Genomic DNA, 23,293 nt, shown 5'->3' on the forward strand with positions numbered 1-23,293 from the left:
CCTCAGCGCCGATGATAGTGCGGGTTCCCGTGTGAAAGTAGGTCATCGTCAGGCTCTTACAGCCCCCTCAAAGCCCAGCCCCACAAGGCTGGGCTTTTTGGCTTTTTACGGCTTCTACCGCAAGAAAAAGACGCAAATCTGAGCCGCGCGACCGTCGGCTCGGAAAGCTCAGAAGGGGTCACGCACCCGTTGTGGACGGCAGCAGTCCAGTCGCGACCCGTGAAAACGACACGGCTAGACGCCGGCGTCTGGACGTCCGCGCTTCAGAATCCCAAGTTAGTCCGGCAGACGTCCGGGATTCATCAAACCTGCGCACCCGCACGCAACTGCCGGCGGAGGATCTTGCCGACATTGGACTTCGGCAGCGAGTCCCGAAACTCGATGTGCTTCGGACGCTTGTACCCTGTCAGCTGGTCGTGGCAGTAACGCATGACGGCGTCTTCGCTCACTGATGCGTCCCTCCTGACCACGAATACCTTGATGGCCTCGCCCTGCTTGTCATCAGGAACTCCCACTGCGGCGCATTCGATCACGCCCGGACACAGGGAGATCACGTTCTCGAGTTCATTCGGAAACACATTGAAGCCGCTGACAAGGATCATGTCCTTCTTGCGGTCGACGATTCGGCTGTACCCGTCCTCCTGCATCACAGCAATATCGCCCGTGCGCATGAAGCCGTCCGATGTGAACGCTGCAGCGGTTTCGACAGGCTGGTTGTAGTAGCCGGTCATCACGTTGGGCCCCTTGATGCAAAGCTCGCCCGCTTCTCCCACCGAAAGAGAGCGATCGTCATCGTCCTTGATTGCAATTTCGATCCCGGGCAGGGGCAGGCCTATGGTCCCGGTGAATGCGGTGTTAGACACGGGATTGTTCGTACCGATCGCGCAGGTCTCGCTCATGCCCCAGCCTTCGATCATCGGACAGCCGGTGACTTCGAACCACTTGCGCGCAGTCCCTTCCGACGCAGCCATCCCGCCCGCCTGCGATACGAACAGGTTCGAGAAATCGAGCGTCTTGAACTCGGGGTGAACGAGCAGCGCATTGAAGAGTGTGTTCACCGCCGGCAGCATGTGGAAGGGGCGCTTCTTGAGCACGGCAACGAACTTGTCGAAGTCCCGCGGATTAGGGATCAGCGTGAGGTGTGAGCCTTGCCGGATCGCGAGCAGGCACAGCGTCAAGGCGAATATGTGATACAGCGGCAGCGCTGCGATGCTGTTCACCTTGGACAAGTCCCCCGCGCGGGCCAGGGCCGGCGTGAACCATGCCTCGGCCTGGAGCGCTGCCGCGACGATGTTGCGATGCGTAAGCACTGCTCCCTTGGACAAACCCGTCGTACCTCCGGTGTACTGCAGGAATGCGATCGAATCGAGAGTGCACGGATCCGTCGACAACTTGCGGCGGCGGCCTTCAGCGACCACACCGGAAAACGGCGTGACGCTGCGCCCGTTGTCGAGCGCGAGTTTGTACGGCGGCACCATCTTCGCGAGATGGCGCACAGCCAAGGTGATCCACTTGCCGTAGAGCCCGCCGAGAAGATCGCCCATCGACGCGACCACGACATGCTTCACGGACGTCTGATCGATCACCTGCTCCAACGTGGCGGCAAAGTTCTCGAGAATGACGATCGCTGTGGCACCCGAATCCTTGAGCTGATGCTCGAGTTCGCGCGCTGTGTAGAGCGGGTTCACATTCACACAGATATAGCCGGCGCGTAATACGCCACACATGGTCACCGGAAATTGTGGGACGTTGGGCAGCATGATCGCCACGCGCGCCCCGGCTTCCAACCCGCGCGACTGCAGCCAAGCCCCGACGGCAGTCGACAGCGCATCGAGTTCGCCATAGGACATCCACCGCTCCATGCAGACGGAGAACGGCCGGTCGGCATAGCGCTTGAAGGATTCTTCGAACATCTGTCCCAGCGAGCGGTACTGTTCCGGGTGAACCTCGTGCGGCACGCCGGCGGGATAGTTCTGAAGCACTGAAGTCTGCATGCGGTCTCCTTTGGCGCGGATTGTCGAAGCGAGCTCGTGTCCAACGCCAGCGGGCTTGTCCTAATGCGGTGCGAGAGCAGTCACGCATGCGATAGTCGACCCCATGATTGCGCGTCTACAGCGGTTGCTGGTGGTGGGGTGGCTGGCGATTGCGGTCGCGTGGACAACGCTATGGTGGGGGCGTTCGACGGTCGTCGCGTTGATCGGCCTGTTGGTGCTCGCATGCGCGCATGCTTGCTTCCTGGCGGTCGAATTCGTCGCCAGCTATCGGGTGAGCGAGCGTGACCCCGTGCCCCGAGCCTGCCCAACTCAATACATTCGCGCCTGGTTGGCCGAGAGTTGGACAGCACCGCGAGTCTTCTTCTGGCGCCAGCCGTTCCGCACGCGCGCCATACCCGACAGTCTCCAGCCCGATGCGCGGCGCGGCGCAGTGCTGGTCCACGGATTCGTCTGCAACCGCGCTTTCTGGAATCCATGGCTGCGTCACCTGCAGACCTCGGGCCGCGTGTTCGTCGCAGTCAACCTGGAGCCCGCATTTGGGTCGATCGACCGCTATGTTGAAATCATCGAGGATGCGGTTGCTCGCGTAACGGCCGCGACAGGACTGCCGCCGCTTCTCGTCTGCCACAGCATGGGGGGCCTGGCGGCGCGGGCATGGCTGCGTGACTCGGACGGCGCACGCGTCCATCGCATCGTCACGATCGCCACGCCGCATCGGGGCACGTGGCTCGCTCGCTTCGGTCGGACGGTCAACGGTCGCGAGATGCGAATGGGCGGCGAGTGGCTGCAAAAGATCGAAGGGGAGCGGGCCAGCGCTCGACAGGTCCCATTCATCTGCTGGCACTCCAACTGCGACAACATCGTCTTCCCCACTTCAGTGGCGACGCTGCCCGGCGCGGACAACCGCCTCCTACCCGGTAGGGGCCACGTGGAGATGGCGTTCGACGAGCAGCTCATGCGCGATACGCTGGGACTTCTGGAGCGCTGAAATGCAGCGCCCTGTGCGTGCTCAGGCGATCGAGCCGCCTTCGCCCGGCAGAAGCACGCCAGCCTCGACATCCGGCAGCGTCGCGAGCTGCTTGTAAAGCGGCGTGAAGTCAGGCGCGGTGAGACCGAACAACTGGGCGAAGCTGTCGATCACGAAGTAGGTGCTCTGGTAGCTGTCGATCTTGTAGCGCGTTCGCATCGCACGCAGCAGATCGAGCGGCAGGCGATGCGGTTCGTTGCTGCGCACTGCGTGCTGCAGTTCGCCGACCGAACTCAGGACGCCCGCGCCGTATGCACGGATTCCGTCTGGCTGGCGAATGAGACCGAACTCCACCGTGTACCAGTACAGTCGTGCCAGCCTCTCGCCCGCGCCCAGTTCATGGGCCTTGATGCCCCCCTGGCCGTAGCGCTGCACATAGTCGGCAAAAGTCGGGTCGAAGAGCATCGGCACATGGCCGAACAGGTCATGGAAGACGTCGGGTTCAACGATGTAGTTGAACTCTTCGGGCTTGCGAATCCAGTCGGTCACTGGAAATTTGCGATTCGCGAGCAGCGTGAAGAACGGCAGCTCCGGAATCAACCCGGGCACCGCGACCACTTCCCAGCGGGTGGCCTTGTAAAGGCGCTCGTTGATCTCGTCGAAGCGCGGAATGCGATCCTTGACGCCCAGCAAAGGCAGCGCGTCGATGAAGGCATCGCAAGCCAGGCCTGGCAACTGCGCAGCCTGGCGTTCATACAGACGCCGATAGGTGTCGTGGTCCGCCAGCGTGTAGCTGGCCCAGTCCTGCGGACAGGTGTAGTCGGAATGAACGGCCCCGCCGCGCGAGTAGTCGCCGCGAGGAGGGCGCTCCGATTGTCCGTAAACGGCGGGCATGACCGCGCCAGCGGGGGTGTCCATGGGGTGCTCCGATGAATGATTACTTGAGCCAGCGGTCCATCACCCGCTGGAAATCGCCGCCCGCGACCGACAGGTGAAGCCACTGGTCGACGTAGGCCTTGAAGGCCGCGTCGTCGCGCGGCAGCATCCAGGCCATTTCCCCGTACTGGAGCGGCTTGTCAGGATTGATCGCGCAAAGGCCTGGCTTGAGCTTCTGCTGTGTGATGGCTTCTGCCGATTCGGTCACGAAGACGTCGGCACGGTTCGAGAGGATCTCGTCGAAGATGGTCACGTTCTCGCCATGCAGCGTGAGCTTGGCCCGCTTGAAATTGGCGCGCGCAAAACGCTCGTTGCTGCCGCCCGGGTTGAAGATCACGCGCACCTCGGGCTTGTCGATCAACTCCACGGTCTGGTACTTGGCGACGTCCGCGCAGCGTGCGATGGGCGTCTTGCCGTTCACCATGTAGGGCGTACTGAAGAAGGCGCGCTTCTGACGGTCCGTGGTCACCGACACGCCGCCCACCGCCATGTCGCATTTGCCGGCTGCGAGATCGGGCAGAAGATTGGCCCACGTCGTCTTCACCCACTCCGGCTTCGCGTTGAGGCTGGCGCTGAAGCTGGTCATCAGGTCGACGTCGATGCCTTCGAAGTTCGCATCCGGCTTCTGGAAGCTGAACGGCCTGTAGTCGCCAGGCGTGCAGATGCGCAGCACGCCCGCCTTCTGCACGGCATCGAGGCGCGACGTCGTCTCGGCTTGCCGCGGCGGCATCGCGCAGCCTCCCAGCGTCAGGGCCGCAGCCACCATGCAGAGGGAAGAACGAAGCGAGGACGTCGAGCGCATGCAGAGCTCCTGTTGAAAAAGGAAGCTTATTGTGCGGCGGCGAGCACCCCGCGGCGAATCTGATCGAGCTCGATGCTTTCGAACAGCGCCTTGAAGTTGCCCTCGCCGAAGCCATCGTCGCCCTTGCGCTGGATGAATTCGAAGAAGATCGGCCCGAGCTGGTTCTCGCTGAAGATCTGGAGCAGCAGAGCGCCCTTCTTGCCGTCGATCAGGATCTTGCGCTTCTTCAGTTCGGCCACGTTTTCGCCGTGTCCGGGGATCCGCTTGTCGACCAGTTCGTAGTAGGTGTCGATGGTGTCCAGCAGCTTCACGCCCGATGCGCGCAAGGCATCGACCGAGTGCGGCAGGTCGAGCGATCCCATGGCGATGTGCTGGATGCCCTCGCCGCGATAGCTGTCCAGGTACTCCTGGATCTGCCCGGCCTTCTCATTGCCTTCTTCATTGATCGGGATGCGGATCTTTCCGCACGGGCTGGTCATCGCCTTGCTCTTCACGCCGGTGACCTGGCCTTCGATGTCGAAGTAGCGGATCTCGCGGAAGTTGAAGAGACGTTCGTAGAAGTCGGCCCATTCCTTCAGGCGACCGCGATGCACGTTGTGCGTCAGGTGGTCGATGTAGGTGAGGCCGTGGCCTTCGGGTGCGAGCGCCTCGGCCGCCGTCAGGCCAGGCAGCGCCTCGAAGTCGACGTCATAGAAGCCGATGTTGCCGATATCGCCAGGGGCTGCACCGTTCTTGCCGCGCCAGCGGTCGACGAAGTAGATCAGGCTGTCGCCGATTCCCTTGATGGCAGGAATGTTCAATTCGCCCGGACCGGCGCCTGGTGCGAAGCCCCAAGCACCCAGCGAGATGGCGCGCTCGTAGGCCGCCTTGGCGTCCTGAACGCGGAACGCGATCGCGCAGATGCTCGGGCCGTGCTGGCGCGCGAAGCGCTGCGCGAACGAGTCGGGCTCCGAATTGATGATGAAGTTGATCGTGCCCTGTCGGTACAGCGTGACCTTTTTGTGACGGTGCTTGGCGATCGGCCTGAACCCCATCTGCTCGAACACTTTGCCCATGGCGGCTGGATCGGGTGCGGCGTATTCGATGAATTCGAAGCCGTCGGTACCCATCGGGTTCTCCCAGGGCGTGAAGGCGGTTGCGTCGGTGGTGCTCATGGCGGGTTGTGCTCCGTAGGGCGGGTGAGGGTGGATCAATGTTGCGCCGCGTGTCTGAGGCGTCGGTGTTGAACTGTAAAAGCGCGAGTGATCATGATTTCAGCGTTGTTGCGCCCGCTTTGACGCGTTGGCGCAATAATCCTGCGAAAATCAAACGATGGACGCACTGGACAAGATCGATCGCCTCATTCTGCGCACGCTACAACTCGATGGTCGCGCCACCTACGACCAACTCGCCGAGCAAGTCAGCCTTTCCCCCAGCGCGGTGCTGCGGCGGGTCAAGCGCATGGAGGAAACGCGCGTCATCGACCGCTACGTCGCCCTGGTGAAGCCGGAATCGGTCGGGCTAGGGTTGACCGCCTACCTCAACGTCCGCCTCGAAAAGCATACGGAAACCCACAAACGCAACCCGATGGACTTGTTCCGCGCCAGCGTTCAAACTTGGCCGGAGGTCGTCGAATGCGCGGCGCTGACCGGAGAGATGGACTACCTTTTGCGCGTGGTTGTGGCCGATATGGCCCATTACAGCCGTTTCATCATGGACACCCTGCTCAAACATCCCAGCGTCCAGGACTGCAAGACCAGTTTTGTCCTCGATCGCGTGAAGGCAACGACCGCTGTGCCCGTGTAGCAACACACGGTTGTAGGCCGAGACCTGATATTTGGGCAGTTGTTCACCAGTGAAACGGATGGGTGCCCCTACGACCTTGAGACTTCAGGGAAAACCCTTATATTCAATGCATGCTTACCGCCAAGGCCCTCCTCCAAGCCTCACTCGGCGTCGGCTCGTTCCTGAAGGCGCCGATGGTTGAGGCGCAGCCGCGCGCCGGCGCGCCCACCCCAGTGATGGTGCCGATCCGTTCGATCGGCCCGCGCGAGCGTGATCGCATCGCGCAACACCTTCTCGCGCTCGCACCGCACGACCGCTACCTGCGCTTCGGCTATGCAGCGTCCGACGAGCAGATTCAACGCTACGTCGACGGCCTCGATTTCGAGCGCGACGAGCTCTTCGGCATCTACAACCGCCGCCTCGACCTGATCGCGATGGCGCATCTCGCCTTTGCCCCGGCCGAACAGCAGCAGGACTGCGCCGAATTCGGCGTATCCGTCGCCGAGCATGCCCGCGGACGCGGTTATGGCGCCCGCCTGTTCGAGCGCGCCGTCGTTGTCGCCCGGAACGAGGGCGTCGGCATGCTGTTCATCCACGCCCTGAGCGAAAACGCCGCGATGCTCAAGATCGCCCGCAACGCCGGCGCGACCGTCGTGCGCAGCGGCTCCGAATCCGAAGCCCACCTCGAGCTTCCGGCTGCCACCTTCGACAGCCGCATGAGCGAAATCGCGATGCAGCACTACGCCCAAGTCGATTTCCAGCTCAAGACCCGCGCCAAGCAGTTCTGGTCCTTCCTGGCCGAGCTGCAGGAAATCCGCAGCGGCGTCCGCGCCGCCCGCGAAAAATCATCGCAGTAGCTTGGCTCACCCCCAGGCTTCGCGCACTTCGTGTCGCTTCGCCCACCCCCTTGCAGGGGGCAATACCAGCGGGCCGGTAAAGCCGGTTCCGCGGTATTCCTGAAATAGGGAAAGCCGGTGCGCGGTTTGCCGGCCGCGCAGCGCGCCGCGTTCGCGAGTGGCCGCGGATCCGGCTTCGCCGGTCCGCAGGCCACGCCCCCTTGAGGGGGGAGGCGGCTACACGAAGTGAGCAAGCAACGGGGGTGACTCATGTATGCTCTGAATCCCCCAACTTCGCCCTCCCGCAGTGGCAGACCCTCACCCTGAACGCGCGCCCGTCGAACGCGAAGACAAGCGCAGCTTTCTCCAGAAGCTCGCCGAATTCATCCATCCCGGGCCCGACTCGCGCGACGAGCTGATCGAAACGCTCGCCGACGCCGAGGACAACGACGTGATCGGCGCCGAATCGCGCGTGATGCTCGAAGGCGTGCTCCGGATGGCCGACATGACGGCCGGCGACGTGATGGTGGCCGCGCCGCGCATGGACCTGGTCAACATCGACGCGCCTTTCGACTCGCTGCTGCATCTGGTCATCGACACCGCTCACTCGCGCTTTCCCGTCTACGAGGGCGAGAAGGAAAACATCATCGGCATCCTTCTGGCAAAGGACCTGCTCAAGCTGCAGCGCGCACCCGGCCTGAACATCCGTGCCCTCCTGCGTCCCGCCACCTTCGTGCCCGAGAGCAAGGGACTGAACGATCTCCTGCGCGAATTCCGCGGCAATCGCAACCACCTCGCGATCGTGATCGACGAGTTCGGCCGCGTTGCCGGCCTCATCACGATCGAGGACGTGCTCGAACAGATCGTCGGCGAGATCGAGGACGAGTTCGACATCGCGGAGGATGAAGGCGACATCTTCGGCCTCGCGGACCACACCTACCGCGTGTCCGGCGACACGCCCATCGAGCGCGTGGCCGAAGCCTTCGGCATCACCTTCGACGAGAAGGCGTTGACCGAAGACTTCGACACCATCGGCGGCTTGATCGCGCACGAGATGGGCCATGTGCCCAAGCGCGGCGAGCATTACGCGATCGGTGCTTTCGACTTCGTCGTGCTGCACACGAAGGGCGGCGCGGTGCGCTGGTTCAAGGTCTCGCCGGCTCGCGGCGACGACGCGGCCGATTGAAAGCGCTGATTCGCGTGCCGGGCTTCGGCCTGGCCGGCCTCGCACAAGCCGCCTCCATTGCCGCACCGTGGAACGGCCAGCCGCTTTGGTGGCTGCAACTTCTTTCGCTCGCCGCACTGGTCTGGCAGCTCGATGCCTTGCGTTCGGACAATGCCGGTCGCCGCCCGTTGCTCGGTGGCGCCCTTTATGGGTGGCTGTTCTCGACAGCTTGGCTGTGCGGGACTTTCTGGTGGCTGTTCATCTCGATGCACACCTACGGCGGGCTTGCGGCACCGCTGGCCGCCATCGCCGTGCTGGCCCTGTCAGCGGCGTTGGCGCTGTACTACGCGCTCGCGTGCGCCCTGTTCGTGGCGTTCGCGCCGAAGAGTCCCTTGCGTGCGGCCGCATTCTTCGCAGCGCTCTGGACGCTGGCGGAGTTGCTTCGCGGCAGTTGGTTCACCGGCTTTCCATGGGGCGCCGGCGGCTACGCGCATGTCGACGGGCCACTGGCGGTCTACGCGCCCTGGCTTGGCGTCTACGGCATCGGTGCCGTGGCCACGGGCATCGCCACGCTGGCTGCGCTGGCGTTTCGCAATGCCCGCGGTCGCGCCTTCGCCACGCCGGTTGCCTTGGCGCTCGTCCTGTTGTGCGTGCCGGTCATCGTCAGCACGATGCGCGGCACGCCCACCGACGATGCGGCAAGTTCGCGCGGCCGCATCAGCATCGCGCTGCTCCAGGGAAACATCCCCCAGGACGAAAAGTTCATTCCCGGCGGCGGGATCGTGACGGCGCTGCGCTGGTACGGCGAGCAACTGCAGAATGCCACCGCGCCGCTTGTCATCACGCCTGAAACGGCGTTGCCCCTGCTTCCGTCGCAACTCCCGCCCGGCTACCTGGACGCCATCGCGGCGCGCTACGCGAGCGGCAGCCAGGCTGCCATCGTCGGCCTCCCGATGGGTGACGGCCAGTCCTACAGCAATGCGGTGCTGGGCTTCAAGCCTGGGGAAGCCACGCCCTATCGCTACGAAAAGCACCATCTCGTCCCCTTCGGCGAATTCATTCCGCGCATGTTCCGGTGGTTCACCGACATGATGAACATCCCGCTGGGCGACTTCCGCAGCGGTGGTCTCGCCCAGGCACCCTTCGTGTGGCAGGGCCAGCGCATTGCGCCCAACATCTGCTACGAGGACTTGTTCGGCGACGAGATTGGCGCGAATTTCCGCAACGAAGCCGATGCGCCGACTGTGTTGCTCAACGTCAGCAACATCGCGTGGTTCGGCGATTCGATCGCGATCGACCAGCACCTCGCGATCTCGCGCATGCGCGCATTGGAATTCCAGCGGCCGATGGTCCGCTCGACCAACACGGGAGCCACTGTCGTCATCGACCATCGCGGCCGGGTCACGCACGAGTTGCCGCGGCTCACCCGCGGCGTGCTGGAGGCCGAAGTCGAAGGTCGCGCAGGGCTCTCGCCCTATGCGATGTGGGTGTCGCGCTTCGGTCTGTGGCCCTTGTGGGGTATTTCGCTGCTGGTCATCGCGGCGACTCTCTTGTGGCACCGCCGCAGGGCCTGAGCGGCCAGGCCGTCACCTGGCCACTGGCCAGTCGCGCAGCTTCCCTGGATTCAGCAGCCCCTGCGGGTCGAAACGCTTCTTCATCTCGATGATTTCGGGCGGCAAGGCGCCACCGGCCTTCCCGTCCTCGACGATGAACACGTGCGGGTTGTTGATGCGCACCCCGCGCTCGCGGTGCATGCGGATGATCTCGTTCAGCCGCTCCTCGGTCGTGAACCGCACGAGCTGGAGCGCACTGCAGGTGATCAGTCCATCGAGATTGCGCAGGAATTCAGCATGCATCATCACCTCGCCGGCGAAGAGCTGTTCCATTTCCTTGATCTGCTGAACGTGCTGGCCGGGGACGAAGCTGCTCTGGAGGTAGGTCAGCGTCTTGTCGACCTTCAGCGCGTGCAGCGTGGTGTGGTTCCAGGTGAATTCCATCAAGGTGCGATTGCTCTTGCGCACCTCCTCGGCCGTCTTGCGATAGCTCATCGTGCCGCCGTACAAGCGCATGAGCTGCAGCACGGGTTCCTCGGACGATTCAGCCACCAGCGAAAGCACCGCGTGGCAGCCCTTCGGGAGGTGCTCTGCGAGCTGCGCAAGATGGTCGGGCACGGGGCTCGCGAAGAAGGCCACTTCGCGTTTCACGATGCCGGGCGCATGCGCGAGTGCATCCGCAAAGGCCAATGCGTTGTCAAAAGACTCGAAGACCACGAGGCTCTCGAGCCAGGGATGCGCGGGCGCGAGCGCCACCTCCAGTTCGAGCACGAGCCCGTTGGTGCCCCACAGGTGATGCATGCGCAGGGCTTCCTCGCCGCGCAGTTCGAACACCTGCGGCTCGGGCTCGATCGTCATCGCGCGAAGGCCCAGCACGTTGCCCGGCGCTGCGAGCGGTCCGTAATTGATCGAGCCCACGCCGCCGAAGCCACCGCCGAACAGGCCACCCAATGTCGCGCTGCGATACGTCGAAGGCACGCACCGCAGTTCCTGGCCGGTGGGCCTGGTGTGCTTCTCGATCTCGCCGAGGCGAATGCCGGCCTGCGCGCGTACGACGCCCGGTCGCACCCACTGCAGGCCGTTGTAGCCCGTCATGTCGAGCACGACACCGCCTGCCAGTGGCGTCGTCTGGCCGTAGTTGCCAGTGCCGCTGCCGCGAATCGTGATCGGCACGTTGAGCCGTGCGCAGGCGCTCACCAGTGCGCGGATCTCGTCCTCGGCGCGCGGTCGCACGACAGCGTCGGCGCGCTTGTCCTTCAGTTGCCGGTCGAGCACCGGGCTGAACCACGCGAAGTCCTGCGACAGCCGCGCGATGCGGCTCGGGTCGGTGATCCAGTCGAGCTCGGGCAGTTCGAGATGCAGACGCTCGATGGCGGAAACGGGGGCGTTCATGAAATCAATCCTGTGAGAGTTCGCTCGCATGCCAGGAGCCGAGCGCGAGCTTGGTGAGCCAGGCCATCAGCACAAACAGCGCGACGCCGGTCAGTGAAATCAGCAGCAGCGCGGCGAACATGCGCGGGATATTGAGCTGGAAGCCCGCCTGCAGGATCTGGTAGGCGAGACCCGCGCCCTGGCCGCCCGTGCCGGCGACGAATTCCGCGACCACCGCACCGATCAGCGCGAGACCACTGGAGATGCGCAGCCCGCCGAAGAAATACGGCAATGCACTCGGAATGCGCAGGCGCACCAGTTGCTGCCAGCGCGTCGCACGGTTCAGCTTGAAGTAGCTCTGCAGGTCGGGCTCGATGCTGCGCAGCCCCAGTGTCGTGTTGCTGATGATGGGAAACAGCGCGACCAGCGCCGCGCATACGACCATCGCGGCCGTTGGATTCTTCACCCAGATGATGATGAGCGGCGCGACGGCCACGATCGGCGTCACCTGCAGCAGCACCGCATACGGAAAGAGAGCCGTCTCGATCAACTTGCTCTGCACGAAGAGGAAGGAGATCAGCACGCCGACGATCGTCGCCACGACGAAGGACAGCACGGTGATCTTCAGCGTCACCAGCAAGGCCATGCCCAGCGGCACCCAGTCGGTCACCAGCGTCTGCATCATCAGGTAGGGCGACGGCACGAGATAGGGCGGCAGCTCCATCGCGGTGACCAGTGCCTGCCAGAGCGCGACCAGCACGACGCCGACAAGCAAGGGATACATCACGCGCTGGACACGCTGCTGCTGCAGAAGGGGCGTACGCACCGGCTTCCTCGCAACGGGCGCCAGCGGTGCGGGTCTTGGCTTGGTCGAGGACGATGAGGCGGGCGCGCCTGGCGAAGTGGCCGCGATGCTCGTCGGTGCCAGCGCGCTCACGCGGACACCTCGTCGTGCGCGCTGCTGGCGCGCAGAAGGCTGTCCTGCAGCTTCTTCGCATATCGGCTGAACTGAGGCGACACCATGAAATCGGCGCTGCGCGGGTAGGGCTCGTTGATCTCGAACTGTTCCACCACGCGGCCCGGACGCGCCGCCATCATGATCACGCGGCTCGACAGGAACACCGCTTCATGGATCGAGTGCGTCACGAAGATCACCGTCAGCTTCTTCTTGCGCCACAGATCGAGCAGCTCCGAATCCAGCTTGTGGCGGGTGATCTCGTCGAGCGCGCCGAAGGGCTCGTCCATCAGCAGCAGGTCGGGCTGCGTCACCAGTCCCCGCGCGATCGATACCCGCATCTGCATGCCGCCCGACAACGCACGTGGCAAGGCCGACGCGAACTTGTCCAAGCCCACGAGTTCGAGCGCCTCCGCCACCCGCGCATCCGCTTCCTTGCGCTGCACCCCTGCAAGGTCCAGCGGCAGGCGCACATTGGTGCGCACGCTGGCCCATGGCATGAGCGTCGGCGACTGGAACACGAAAGCCATCCGCTTTCCACTGGCCTCGATCTGCTGGACCGGCTTGCGCCAGACCAGCAGGCGCCCGTCGGTCGGTTCGAGCATGCCCGCGACCATCTTCAGCAGCGTGCTCTTGCCGCAGCCCGAGGGGCCGAGCAAGGTGACGAACTCGCCCTCTGCGATGGTGAGGTCGACCGGCAGCAGGGCCTGCGTGCCGTTGGGATAGGTCTTCTCGGCGGAGAGCACCTCCACCGCCGGAATTGCGTTGGAAGAGAGGGGCTGCAATGGCAGCGTGTACTCGGCGGATTCGTTGTCGTTCATGCAGGAGCCTTTCGAGGGAGGCCGAAGCCTCCGGTGTTTCAGGGCAGGACCTTGGCGTCCTTCACGAATTCCGTGGTGTAGGTCTTGGCGATCTCGACCTTGGCCGGGTCGAGCAGCTTGGCGGACACGAGGAAGTCGTAGCTCGCCTTGGTGCGCGCATCGGTGATCACGCCGATGCCCTGCGTGGCGGCATCGCCTCCGGTGACCATGCCCATTTCCTTCAGCTTCGCCACGCTGTAGGCCAGCTGGTCGTCGGTCATGTTGGGGTTGTCCTTCTTGATCAGCGCATTGGCGGGCGCCGGGTCGGCGAGGTAGCTCTTCCAGCCCTCGGCCGAGGCCTTGACGAAGGCGGCGACCTGCTTGTTGCGCTCCTTCACCGTCTTGTCCATGCACGACACGGTCGTCGCATAGGCGGGGAAGCCGTGGTCGCTGAACATCAGCACGGTGCTCTTCACGCCGGCCTTCTGGATCGCGTACGGCTCGGACGTCAGGTAGCCCTGCTGCGCGGTGTTCTTGTCGGCGACGAAGGGCTGGATGTTGAAGGTGTAGGGGCGCGTCTGCTCGTCGGTCAGGCCGAACTTGGCCTTCAGCCACGGCCAGTAGCCGCGGTTGGCTTGCGCGCCGATAAGGATCGTCTTGCCCTTGAGCTCTTCGAACTTCTTGACGTCGTCGTGCGCGATCAGCACCTGCGGGTCCTTCTGGAAGAAGGCCGCGACGTTGACCACCGGTACGCCGCCTTCGCGCACCTGCATCATCTGGATGTCGCTTGAACCCATGATGCAGTCGGCCTGGCCGGCGGCCATCATCTGCGTGATGTTGACCTGCGGGCCGCCCATCTTGATCGTGACGTCGAGGCCGTACTTCTTGTAGATGCCTTGCGCGACTGCCTGGTAGAAGCCGCCGTGCTCGGCTTGGGCGTACCAGTTCGTCATGTAGGTGAACTTGTCCTCGGCTTGTGCGGGTGCGGCGGCCGCGAAGGCGAGCGCAGCGACAGCTGCGAGGGAGCCGAGGCGGAAGGCGAAGGGGTTGCGCATGGTGTGAACCTCTGTTGAAAAGGGACGGGCTGGAAAAATTGTTGACGGATGCAAGGAGCGCGCCTCAGGCCGCAAACGCGGCGTCCGGGCGGAGGGTCGACTGGATGAAGCCCTGTTCATGGCCGCGGGCCCAGGTCGCTTCTTCGCGCACGACCCAGCGCAGTGCATGCAGCTCGGTCAGCGCCTGCACCCAACTGGCGGAGAGCGTGTCGAGAATTTCCTCGCCCTGCTCGCGCGTGGCGCTGGTGGGGTCGCCGATCACGCCGCTGGGGCCGAAGTCGCGTGCGGTCCACGCACAGGCAGGGCGACCATCGGCCGACAGCAGCTTGATCGGGAACGGCGGCGGGTAGTTGGCCGCGGCGCGCTCCATGTGCACCGTGTCGGGCGCGAGCGCGAGCATCAGCGCCGTCTCGGAATGGCCGGCGTGCATCGAGAGCCGCTTCTCCTGGTCGCTGATCTGCTTGCTCGACGCATTGGGCAGGCGCGACACACCGTGCGGCACGACGACGAAATCGCCGTGGCGCAGGCGCAGCTCGCGCGCCGCCATCTCCAGCACCTGTGGCTGGCCACCGTGCCCATTGGCGAACAGCAGTTTTCGAAAGCCCGAGCGATACACCGACTCGCCGATCTCGATGACGGTCGACAGCAGCGTCGTGCCGGTCAGCGTCATCGTGCCGGGGAAGTGCAGATGCTCCTCCGATTTGCCGTAGGTGATGGTCGGCAGCGCGAAGGCGCGCACTTCCGGCGGCAGGCGCTCGAGCGCCTTGCCCATCACGCCCGACGCGATGACGCTGTCGACAGAGCAAGGCAGGTGCGGGCCGTGCTGTTCGATCGCACCGCAAGGCAGCACGATCACCGTGTTCTCGCGATCGGGTAGCGCGTCGATCTCGGTCCAGCTCAGATAGGGCAGGAAGCGGTGGGGCGGGATGTAGCCGTGGAGCATGGAGTGGTCCTATGAGGGGGGAGTCGAGAGGGCGGCGTTCAGGCGAAGCGAGCCATGGCGCGGCCGACGCGCTGCATGAAGCGCTTCAGCTGCGACTCGGTCGCCACGTTCATGTGGTAGTGGGCGTGGTAGTCGACGCGGGCCTGCTTGCCGGTCAGCCTACGCATGTAGCGCGTCACGATCTTTCGAGGCGGATCGCCCATGTACCAGGCCACCCAGCGGGGGCGGCCATAGGTCACGACGGCGGAGATGCGCTGGATGTTCGTCAGCATCGGCTTCACGTTGGCCGGGTCGCTGAGGTCGAAGGCCACGCCCGGCATGAAGAGGCGATCGAAGTAGCCCTTCAGCATCGCCGGCAGGCCGAAGCACCAGGTCGGGAAGCAGAAGACGATCGCCTCGGCCCGCTGAAGCCGCTCGATGTACGGCTGCGCAGGACCTCCTGATGCAACGCAGCATGAAAGCTGGTTTCGACCGGATGGCAATAGACGACGAGCACTCGCATGGTGTGTTTGACCGCTTAATCAGAGCAACTGGTCAGGTTATGCAAGCGACGTGCCAATCCCGTTGCACTAAGACGGGGCGCTGCTCCCTCTCCCGGAGGGAGAGGAAAAAGACTAGACCTTGATGCCGCAGCCGCCCAGCACGAATGCCACCAGCTCGCGCGCGATCGGCTCGCGGTCGATCGGTGCATCCGTCGGCAACCCGAGCATCACGCGCGTCTGCAGCGCGTAGTCGGCATAGCTCTGGGTCATGGCCCAGATGTGCATCAGCAACAGCCGTGCGTCCAGCGGTCGCATCAGGCCGCGGGCGATCCAGCCGTTGATGATGTCGACCTTCTTCTGCGTCCAGGTCCGCGCGTTGGGCCAGTAGCGCTCGAGGTTGCGACCCCCGTCGAGCACCTCGCGCGTGAAGATGCGCGAGATCTCGGGGTTGTCGAAAGCGTGGTCGAGCTTCTTGCGGATGTACTCGCCCAGCACCGCGCCCGGGTCGCCAGCGTGGTTCTCGAACGAGAACACCACCTTCCAGTCGTGCAGCACCTGCATCAGGAGCTCTTCGTAGAGCTCTTCCTTGCCGGGGATGTAGTAATGGAGCTGGGGCTTGGTCAGCCCCGCGCGCGCAGCGATGGCCTGCGTCGAGGTGCCCTTGAGCCCGTGCAGGCTGAACTCGGCGATGGCCGCCGTGCGGATCGCCGCGAGGATGCGCTCGCGCCCGGGCCGCGCCCGCGACAGCGGGCCGTTGGGCGCCGGCATCTGCTGCGCATCCACTGCCGCGGAGGAAAGAGAGTCGGTGGTCATCGTTTTCGGCAGGACTTGCCGCGTGGCGATGGTAGCGCTTGCCCGAAACGCTGCGCCGCCGCATGCTTGCAGGCGTGCTGCATGACCGCATGCGCACTGGGCATCGAAAGGGTGCGTCGCAACGGCATGGTTCCAGTATCGTCTCGCCCCTTCGCCACACCATCGTCAACAGGAGTCCCTATGTATTTCGCCTCCAGATTTCGCGCTTTCGCAGGCGCGGCCGCGTTGCTCGCCGCCAGCGCAGTGGCGCACGCGCAGACCGCCTTGCCCAACGTCGTCATCCTCGCGACGGGCGGCACCATCGCTGGCGCGGGCGCCTCGGCGGCCAACAGCGCCACCTATTCGGCCGCCAAGGTGCCGGTCGACAAGCTGATCGCTGGCCTGCCCGAACTCTCGAAAGTGGCCAACGTGCGAGGCGAGCAGGTATTCCAGGTTGCTTCGGAAAGCCTGACCAACGACAACCTGCTGGTGCTGGCCAAGCGCGTCTCGGCGCTTGCCAAGCAGCCCGACGTCGACGGCATCGTCATCACGCACGGCACCGACACGCTGGAGGAGACCGCCTACTTCCTGACCCTCACCGTCCACACGCCCAAGCCCATCATCGTCGTCGGCTCGATGCGACCGGGCACCGCACTGTCGGCAGACGGTGCATTGAACCTGTTCGACGCTGTGAACGTGGCCGCCAGCAAGGATGCAGTCGGCAAAGGCGTGCTGGTGACCATGAACGACGAGATCCAGACCGGTCGCGACGTCAGCAAGACGGTCAACATCAAGACGGAAGCCTTCAAGAGCCAATGGGGACCGCTCGGCATGATCGTCGAGGGCCGCAACTACTGGTTCCGCGCGCCCGCCAAGCGCCACACGATGCAGTCCGAGTTCGACATCGACACCATCACCGCGCTGCCGCCCGTCGAGATCGCCTATGGCTACCAGAGCGTGCCGGCGACATCCATCGAGGCACTGTCGAAGAGTGGCATCAAGGCGCTGATCCACGCCGGCACCGGCAACGGCTCGGTGGCCGACCGCATCGTGCCGGTGCTGCAGAAGGTGCGCGGCGACGGCATCATCGTCATCCGCAGTTCACGCGTCCCGGACGGCTTCGTGATCCGCAACGCGGAGCAGCCCGACGACAAGTACGACTGGGTGGTTGCGCACGACCTGCGTCCGCAGAAGGCGCGCATCCTGGCGATGGTGGCGCTGACCAAGACCAGCGACACCAAGGAACTCCAACGCATCTTCTGGGAGTACTAGGTACTAGCCCCCGCTCCGGGAAGGCGCGCTCCTGCGCGACTTCCCTCGCGGGTCAGTACTTGATGCCGCGCTTGTCCTGTCGGCCCTCTTGCTTCGTGTCGCGCTTGTCCTGGCGGCACTCGGCGTTGCTTTGGTTGTTCTCCGCCCTGCAGTCGATCTTGGTCGAGCGCGACTCCTGTTTGGCCGCCTGATTCACGTTCCTTCCTTGCTGGCGCTGCTGCGACTGGTCGGTTGCCAGTGCCGCGCCCGACAGGACGAGAAGTCCGCAGGCTGCCAGTGTGCCGATGGTCCGGCTCCAACATTCGCCTCTTGCGTCGATCATTTGCATGCTCCTGTTGTGCGACCGCTCATCGGCCGATCCGTCGAAAAGGGCGAGAACCTCAATGTGCAGCATGCGGGCGCACGCACGCGTGTCATTCCAGCTTCGAAATCTTGGACCCTTGCAAGCTCACGTCCGCCATCAGGCCGCTATTGGTCGACACATAGGCGACCACCGGCGCCTGCGCGGTCAATGTGCCGACGCCCGCCTCTGCACCCGTTTTCATGACCGCCACGGATGCGTCGACGCCGGCCGTCCATCCCTTGCTGGCGATGAATTTGTCGAGGGCGTCCTGTGTCATGAACATCAGGATCACGGCCTTGGACTGCGCGCCCGCCGTCAGTCCGATCGAGGCGGAGGCCATCTTGTAGTAATCCACGGTGCGGTTGGCCATGCGCAGGCTGCCCTCGCCGTACTCGCCACCAATGATCAGCCCGCCTGCCGCGACGGCGGGAAAGACCAGCACGCCCCGAGACTTCTGGGCCAGCTCGCGCGAGCCCGGAGACTGGGTGTACAGGCGCGTGAGCGCCGCTTCCGACTTCGCGTCGATATCCCGGCGCTTGGCGGCCTCTTCCTGGGGTGACTTGGACGCACATCCGACCGCCAGAGTGACCACAACGCCCGTGGCAGCGACAAGGAAGCTTCGACGAGACATGATCCGCTCTCCTTTGACTCGGGAGGCTCAATGTCTTCCTGCAGGCAGGAAAAAGCAAGCTGGCATGTCCGCTCACCTACTCTCTCGAAGGGGGCAATACTTGCGGCCCATTCCGCAGGGCCGTGGTATTCCCAGAAGAGAAGGCGCTTGCCCGCTCGCTCTTAAAATGACCGGTTCGCCGCGTCGGGCACTTTCCCGGCCGCGGTCATCAGGCCCAACATGCTGACCTTCCAACAAATCATTCTCAAGCTCCAAGCCTACTGGGCCGACCAGGGTTGCGCGTTGCTGCAGCCGTACGACATGGAGGTCGGCGCCGGGACTTCGCACACCGCCACCTTCCTGCGCGCACTGGGGCCGGAACCGTGGAAGGCCGCTTACGTCCAGCCGAGCCGGCGGCCCAAGGATGGGCGCTATGGCGAGAATCCGAACCGCCTGCAGCACTATTACCAGTACCAGGTGGTGCTCAAGCCCGCACCGAGCAACATCCTCGAGCTGTACCTCGGCTCGCTCGAGGCGCTGGGCTTCGACCTGAAGAAGAACGACATCCGCTTCGTCGAGGACGACTGGGAGAACCCGACGCTCGGCGCATGGGGCCTCGGCTGGGAGGTGTGGCTCAACGGAATGGAGGTGACGCAGTTCACCTACTTCCAGCAGGTCGGCGGCATCGACTGCCGGCCGATCACCGGCGAGATCACCTACGGGCTCGAACGGCTCGCGATGTACCTGCAGGGCGTGGACAACATCTACAACCTGACGTGGACCGACGGACTCAGCTATGGCGACGTCTACAAGCAGAACGAGGTCGAGCAGTCGACCTACAACTTCGAGCACAGCGACGCCGACTTCCTCTTCACCGCCTTTGCCGCGCACGAGAAGCAGGCGAAGAACCTGATGGAACACAAGCTTGCGCTGCCGGCCTACGAGCAGGTGCTGAAGGCCGCGCACAGCTTCAACCTGCTGGACGCGCGCGGCGCGATCAGCGTGACCGAACGTGCGGCCTACATCGGCCGCATCCGCAATCTCGCGCGCAGTGTCGCGCAGAGCTACTACGAGAGCCGCGAACGGCTCGGATTCCCGATGGCGCCGCGCGAGTGGGTCGCACAGATCACGAAGAAGGCGGCCTGAGCACATGACCGACAAGAACAACCTGCTCGTCGAACTCTTCGTCGAGGAACTCCCGCCCAAGGCGCTGAAGAAGCTCGGCGATGCCTTTGCCACCGTGCTGCGCGACCAGCTTGTCGCACAGGGGCTGGCCGATGCCGGTTCTGTGCTGACCGCTTTTGCTTCGCCGCGCCGGCTCGCCGCGCACCTGACGAACGTGTCGGCGCAGGCTGCCGACAAGGCCGTCTCGCAAAAGCTCATGCCCGTGACCGTGGGCCTCGATGCCTCCGGCAATGCGACGCCCGCGCTGCTCAAGCGGCTGGGCGCGCTTGGCGCCGATGCGTCGGCCGTGCCGGGGTTGCGCCGTGCCATGGACGGCAAGGCCGAGGCGCTGTTCTACGAAAGCACCGCCAAGGGCGCGACACTGGCCGAAGGCCTGCAGAAGGCACTGTCGGAGTCGATCGCCAAGCTGCCGATCCCGAAGGTCATGAGCTACCAGCTCGAAAGCGGCTGCGAACTACCGGGCTGGACCAGCGTCAGCTTCGTGCGCCCGGCGCACGGCCTGGTCGCGCTGCACGGCGACGCGATCGTCCCCGTCGAGGTGCTCGGCCTGAAGGCCGGTCGCGAGGCACACGGGCACCGCTTCGAGGCGGCCGTCGATCCGATCGTGCTTCGCGACGCCAACAGCTATGCACAGCAACTGACCGACGATGGCGCCGTCATCCCCGGCTTCGAGGCACGCCGCTCCGAGATCGCGCGCCAGCTGGCCGAAGCCGCGGTCAAGGTCGGCGGCAACACGCAGCCGATCCTCGACGACGCGCTGCTCGACGAAGTCACCGCGCTGGTCGAGCGACCGAACGTGCTGGTGTGCGAGTTCGAGCGCGAGTTTCTCGATGTGCCGCAGGAGTGCCTCATCCTCACGATGAAGGCCAACCAGAAGTATTTCCCGCTGCTCGACGCGGCCGGTCGCCTGACCAACAAGTTCCTCGTCGTCAGCAATATCCGGCCCGACGATGCGAGCGCCGTGATCGGCGGCAACGAGCGCGTGGTGCGTCCGCGCCTCGCCGATGCCAAGTTCTTCTTCGACCAGGACCGCAAGAAGTCGCTGGCCTCGCGGGTCGAATCGTTGGCCAAGGTGGTCTATCACAACAAGCTCGGCACGCAGGGCGAAAGAGTCGAGCGCGTGATGCGCATCGCGCGCGGTCTTGCTGAAAAGCTGGGCGACGCCGCGCTGGCGCGCCAGGCCACGCAGGCCGCGCAACTCGCCAAGGCCGACCTCGTGACCGACATGGTTGGCGAGTTCCCCGAACTGCAGGGCATCATGGGCCGCTACTACGCGCTGCACGACGGACTCGATGCCGCAGTCGCCGATGCGATCGAAGACCACTACAAGCCGCGTTTTGCCGGCGACGAGCTGCCGCGCAACCCCGTGGGCGTCGTGGTGGCGCTGGCCGACAAGCTCGAGACGCTCGTGGGCATGTTCGGCATCGGCAACCTGCCGACCGGCGATCGCGATCCCTTCGCGCTGCGCCGGCATGCGCTGGGCGTCATCCGCATGCTGAGCGAGCGCAACCTGCCGCTCGAATTGCGCGCAGTGCTCGGCGAAGCCTTTGCCGCTTTCGGCGCACCCAAGGCCGGCGATGTCGCGTTGACCGACCCGACCGACGCGCTCGAAGCCTTCATCTACGACCGCCTTGCCGGCACCTTGCGCGAGCAGGGCGCCAGTGCGCAGGAAGTCGAAGCGGTCCTGGCACCACGCCCGCAGCGCCTCGGCGAAGTGCCGAAGCTGCTCGCCGCCGTGCGCGCCTTCGCCGCACTGCCCGAAGCGCCCGCGCTCGCCGCGGCCAACAAGCGCATCGGCAACATCCTGAAGAAGTCGCCCGAAGCCGACGCCCACGTCAGCGAGCTGCTTCTGCAGGAGCCCGCCGAGAAGGCGCTCCACGCGGCCATGCAGCGGATCGTGCCGCAGGCCAACGCGCAATTCGAGGAAGGCGACTACACCGCGTCGCTCCAGACCCTGGCCGCGTTGCGCGAGCCCGTCGACGCATTCTTCGATGGCGTGATGGTCAATGCCGAACAGTCCGACCTGCGCCTCAACCGTCTCGGCCTGCTGATGCTGCTGCACAACGCGATGAACCGCGTCGCGCAACTCGAACGTCTCGCTGCCTGAACAACGATCGGCACGTCATGAAACTCGTCATCCTCGACCGCAACGGCAGCCTCAACGTGCATCGCGAGGACTTCGTGAAGAGCGACATCGAATGGACGCCGCTGCCCGGCGCGCTCGAAGCCGTCGCGCGCCTCAACCATGCGGGCTGGCACGTCGTCATCGCGTCGAACCAGTCCGGGCTTGGGCGTGGCCTGTTCGACGTCGCATCGCTGAACGCCATGCACGCCAAGATGCACAAGATGCTGGCGGCCGTCGGAGGCCGGGTGGAAGCCGTCTTCTACTGCCCCCACAGCCCCGACGAGGGCTGCGATTGCCGCAAGCCCAGGCCGGGCCTGTTCCTCCAGATCGGCGAGCGCTACGGCGTCGACCTGGCCCACGTGCCCACGGCCGGCGACAGCCTGCGCGATCTTCTGGCCGGCGCGTCCGCCGGCTGCGAGCCGCACCTGCTGCTCACCGGCATGGGCGCTGCCTGCCGGGGCGTGCCGCTGCCGCCCGAATACCCGCCCAACACCATCGTGCACGAGGACCTTTCCGCCTTCGTCGAATTCCTGCTCAAGCGAGAAGAGCAAGCTGCCCTGAAGGTCGCCGTCTGATGTCCCTGATCCGTTCCATCGTCCACGCGCTGTGGATGCTCGTCACCGTGATCCCCTGGGGGATCATCATGTGCGTCTGCTCCATCTGGCGGCGCGGCATTCCGCTCTACTGGATGGCCGTGCAATGGCTCAACTGGGCGATTGGCGGCGCGCGCGTGCTGCTCGGCATCCGCGCCCGCGTCACCGGCATGGAGAACCTGCCGACCGACAAGCTCGCCGGCGCGGTGCTCCTGGTCAAGCACCAGTCCACCTACGAGACCTTCCTCATGCCCACGCTGATGCCGCATCCGCTGGCCTTCGTGTTCAAGAAGGAACTCATCTACGTGCCTTTCTTCGGCTGGGCCATGGCGCGGCTCGACATGATCCACATCGACCGCAGCCAGCGCACGCAGGCCTTCAACAAGGTCGTCGCGCAAGGGCGCAAGCTGCTGGAGCAGGGCATCTGGATCATCATGTTCCCCGAGGGCACGCGCATTCCGCGCGGCCAGCAGGGCATCTACAAGACCGGCGGCACGCGGCTCGCATGCGAGACCGGCGTGCCTGTCATCCCCGTTGCCGTCACCTCGGCCAAGGTCTGGCCGCGGAAGGCTTTCATCAAGCGCCCGGGTGTAGTCGACGTGTCGATCGGCCCGGCCATCTCCAGCGTCGGCCGTCGCCACGACGAGCTGATGCGCGAGGTCGAGGCCTGGATCGAAGGCGAGATGCGCCGCCTCGACCCCGAGGCCTACGCGCCTGAGCCTTCGACGGCATCGACCACCGCCTGAAGCT

23 protein-coding genes are annotated in these 23,293 nt (G+C 64.8%); 10 read left to right on the top strand and 13 right to left on the bottom strand.

Annotation, left to right across the window (positions count from 1 at the left end):
* Positions 1-302: 302 nt before the first annotated feature.
* A complete protein-coding gene (locus AC1D3B_RS35355) occupies positions 303-1,994 on the bottom strand; it encodes an AMP-binding protein (protein ID WP_478195326.1) in 1,692 nt (563 codons plus the stop codon).
* 103 nt (positions 1,995-2,097) lie between these two features.
* On the opposite strand from AC1D3B_RS35355, the gene AC1D3B_RS35360 reads away from it, so the two are divergent.
* Positions 2,098-2,982 (top strand): alpha/beta fold hydrolase, encoded by an 885-nt coding sequence (locus tag AC1D3B_RS35360; protein WP_478195327.1) that lies wholly within the window; start codon positions 2,098-2,100, stop codon positions 2,980-2,982.
* A 21-nt stretch (positions 2,983-3,003) separates the two neighbouring features.
* On the opposite strand, the gene phhA is transcribed toward AC1D3B_RS35360, so the two are convergent.
* From phhA to hppD, 3 genes are read right to left on the bottom strand one after another with little or no spacing between them, the layout of a single operon-like run.
* Positions 3,004-3,879 carry a phenylalanine 4-monooxygenase gene (gene phhA / locus AC1D3B_RS35365; RefSeq protein ID WP_478195328.1) on the bottom strand — a complete coding sequence of 292 codons (876 nt, stop codon included), beginning with the start codon at positions 3,877-3,879 and terminating at the stop codon, positions 3,004-3,006.
* Between the two features lie 19 nt (positions 3,880-3,898).
* On the bottom strand, positions 3,899-4,699 hold the full coding sequence (locus tag AC1D3B_RS35370; protein ID WP_478195329.1) for a transporter substrate-binding domain-containing protein: 801 nt from the start codon (positions 4,697-4,699) through the stop codon (positions 3,899-3,901).
* 26 nt (positions 4,700-4,725) lie between these two features.
* Complete coding sequence (gene hppD / locus AC1D3B_RS35375) at positions 4,726-5,853, bottom strand: 4-hydroxyphenylpyruvate dioxygenase (RefSeq protein ID WP_478195330.1); 1,128 nt, start codon at positions 5,851-5,853, stop codon at positions 4,726-4,728.
* A gap of 157 nt (positions 5,854-6,010) precedes the next feature.
* Between hppD and AC1D3B_RS35380 the strand changes: the two genes are divergently transcribed.
* The 4 genes from AC1D3B_RS35380 (at position 6,011) to lnt (ending at position 10,038) form a co-directional block, all read left to right on the top strand.
* A complete protein-coding gene (locus tag AC1D3B_RS35380; RefSeq protein WP_478195331.1) occupies positions 6,011-6,484 on the top strand; it encodes an Lrp/AsnC family transcriptional regulator in 474 nt (157 codons plus the stop codon).
* A 110-nt stretch (positions 6,485-6,594) separates the two neighbouring features.
* Positions 6,595-7,320, top strand: coding sequence for a GNAT family N-acetyltransferase (locus AC1D3B_RS35385; RefSeq protein WP_478195332.1), 726 nt, complete (start codon positions 6,595-6,597; stop codon positions 7,318-7,320).
* A 286-nt stretch (positions 7,321-7,606) separates the two neighbouring features.
* Entirely contained in the window at positions 7,607-8,485 is an 879-nt protein-coding gene (locus AC1D3B_RS35390; RefSeq protein WP_478195333.1) for an HlyC/CorC family transporter, read from the top strand.
* Positions 8,482-10,038 carry an apolipoprotein N-acyltransferase gene (lnt, locus tag AC1D3B_RS35395; protein ID WP_478195334.1) on the top strand — a complete coding sequence of 519 codons (1,557 nt, stop codon included), beginning with the start codon at positions 8,482-8,484 and terminating at the stop codon, positions 10,036-10,038. Before AC1D3B_RS35390 ends, lnt begins: the two co-directional genes overlap by 4 nt.
* A 12-nt stretch (positions 10,039-10,050) precedes the next feature.
* Here lnt and AC1D3B_RS35400 read toward each other — a convergent pair whose 3' ends face one another.
* The 7 genes from AC1D3B_RS35400 to AC1D3B_RS35430 form a co-directional block, all read right to left on the bottom strand.
* On the bottom strand, positions 10,051-11,409 hold the full coding sequence (locus AC1D3B_RS35400) for an FAD-binding oxidoreductase (protein WP_478195335.1): 1,359 nt from the start codon (positions 11,407-11,409) through the stop codon (positions 10,051-10,053).
* Between the two features lie 4 nt (positions 11,410-11,413).
* Positions 11,414-12,172 carry an ABC transporter permease gene (locus tag AC1D3B_RS35405; protein WP_478195364.1) on the bottom strand — a complete coding sequence of 253 codons (759 nt, stop codon included), beginning with the start codon at positions 12,170-12,172 and terminating at the stop codon, positions 11,414-11,416.
* Between the two features lie 149 nt (positions 12,173-12,321).
* Entirely contained in the window at positions 12,322-13,164 is an 843-nt protein-coding gene (locus AC1D3B_RS35410; protein WP_478195336.1) for an ABC transporter ATP-binding protein, read from the bottom strand.
* Positions 13,165-13,202: 38 nt separating this feature from the next.
* The gene (locus AC1D3B_RS35415) at positions 13,203-14,198 is read right to left on the bottom strand and encodes an ABC transporter substrate-binding protein (protein ID WP_478195337.1); all 996 of its coding nucleotides are present in this window, start codon (positions 14,196-14,198) and stop codon (positions 13,203-13,205) included.
* A 64-nt stretch (positions 14,199-14,262) separates the two neighbouring features.
* Positions 14,263-15,141 (bottom strand): creatininase family protein, encoded by an 879-nt coding sequence (locus tag AC1D3B_RS35420; protein ID WP_478195338.1) that lies wholly within the window; start codon positions 15,139-15,141, stop codon positions 14,263-14,265.
* A gap of 38 nt (positions 15,142-15,179) precedes the next feature.
* Complete coding sequence (locus AC1D3B_RS35425; RefSeq protein WP_478195339.1) at positions 15,180-15,623, bottom strand: NAD(P)H-dependent oxidoreductase; 444 nt, start codon at positions 15,621-15,623, stop codon at positions 15,180-15,182.
* 132 nt (positions 15,624-15,755) lie between these two features.
* The gene (locus AC1D3B_RS35430; RefSeq protein WP_478195340.1) at positions 15,756-16,436 is read right to left on the bottom strand and encodes a TetR family transcriptional regulator C-terminal domain-containing protein; all 681 of its coding nucleotides are present in this window, start codon (positions 16,434-16,436) and stop codon (positions 15,756-15,758) included.
* Positions 16,437-16,616: 180 nt separating this feature from the next.
* Here AC1D3B_RS35430 and AC1D3B_RS35435 point away from each other — a divergent pair, with 180 nt between their 5' ends.
* On the top strand, positions 16,617-17,687 hold the full coding sequence (locus tag AC1D3B_RS35435) for a type II asparaginase (RefSeq protein ID WP_478195341.1): 1,071 nt from the start codon (positions 16,617-16,619) through the stop codon (positions 17,685-17,687).
* A 52-nt stretch (positions 17,688-17,739) separates the two neighbouring features.
* Here the strand turns inward: AC1D3B_RS35435 and AC1D3B_RS35440 are convergent, their stop codons facing one another.
* Positions 17,740-18,009 (bottom strand): hypothetical protein, encoded by a 270-nt coding sequence (locus AC1D3B_RS35440; protein ID WP_478195342.1) that lies wholly within the window; start codon positions 18,007-18,009, stop codon positions 17,740-17,742.
* A gap of 91 nt (positions 18,010-18,100) precedes the next feature.
* Positions 18,101-18,661, bottom strand: coding sequence for a BPSL1445 family SYLF domain-containing lipoprotein (locus tag AC1D3B_RS35445; protein WP_478195343.1), 561 nt, complete (start codon positions 18,659-18,661; stop codon positions 18,101-18,103).
* A gap of 219 nt (positions 18,662-18,880) precedes the next feature.
* Between AC1D3B_RS35445 and glyQ the strand changes: the two genes are divergently transcribed.
* The 4 genes from glyQ to AC1D3B_RS35465 are packed head-to-tail and all read left to right on the top strand — an operon-like array spanning position 18,881 to position 23,289.
* The gene (glyQ, locus tag AC1D3B_RS35450; protein ID WP_478195344.1) at positions 18,881-19,786 is read left to right on the top strand and encodes a glycine--tRNA ligase subunit alpha; all 906 of its coding nucleotides are present in this window, start codon (positions 18,881-18,883) and stop codon (positions 19,784-19,786) included.
* Positions 19,787-19,790: 4 nt separating this feature from the next.
* On the top strand, positions 19,791-21,932 hold the full coding sequence (gene glyS / locus AC1D3B_RS35455; protein WP_478195345.1) for a glycine--tRNA ligase subunit beta: 2,142 nt from the start codon (positions 19,791-19,793) through the stop codon (positions 21,930-21,932).
* Between the two features lie 17 nt (positions 21,933-21,949).
* Positions 21,950-22,525 (top strand): D-glycero-beta-D-manno-heptose 1,7-bisphosphate 7-phosphatase, encoded by a 576-nt coding sequence (gene gmhB / locus AC1D3B_RS35460; RefSeq protein WP_478195346.1) that lies wholly within the window; start codon positions 21,950-21,952, stop codon positions 22,523-22,525.
* Positions 22,525-23,289, top strand: a complete 765-nt coding sequence (locus AC1D3B_RS35465; protein ID WP_478195347.1) for a lysophospholipid acyltransferase family protein — start codon at positions 22,525-22,527, stop codon at positions 23,287-23,289. Before gmhB ends, AC1D3B_RS35465 begins: the two co-directional genes overlap by 1 nt.
* Positions 23,290-23,293 lie beyond the last annotated feature (4 nt).

This window comes from Variovorax sp. P5_A3 (genome assembly GCF_056400665.1).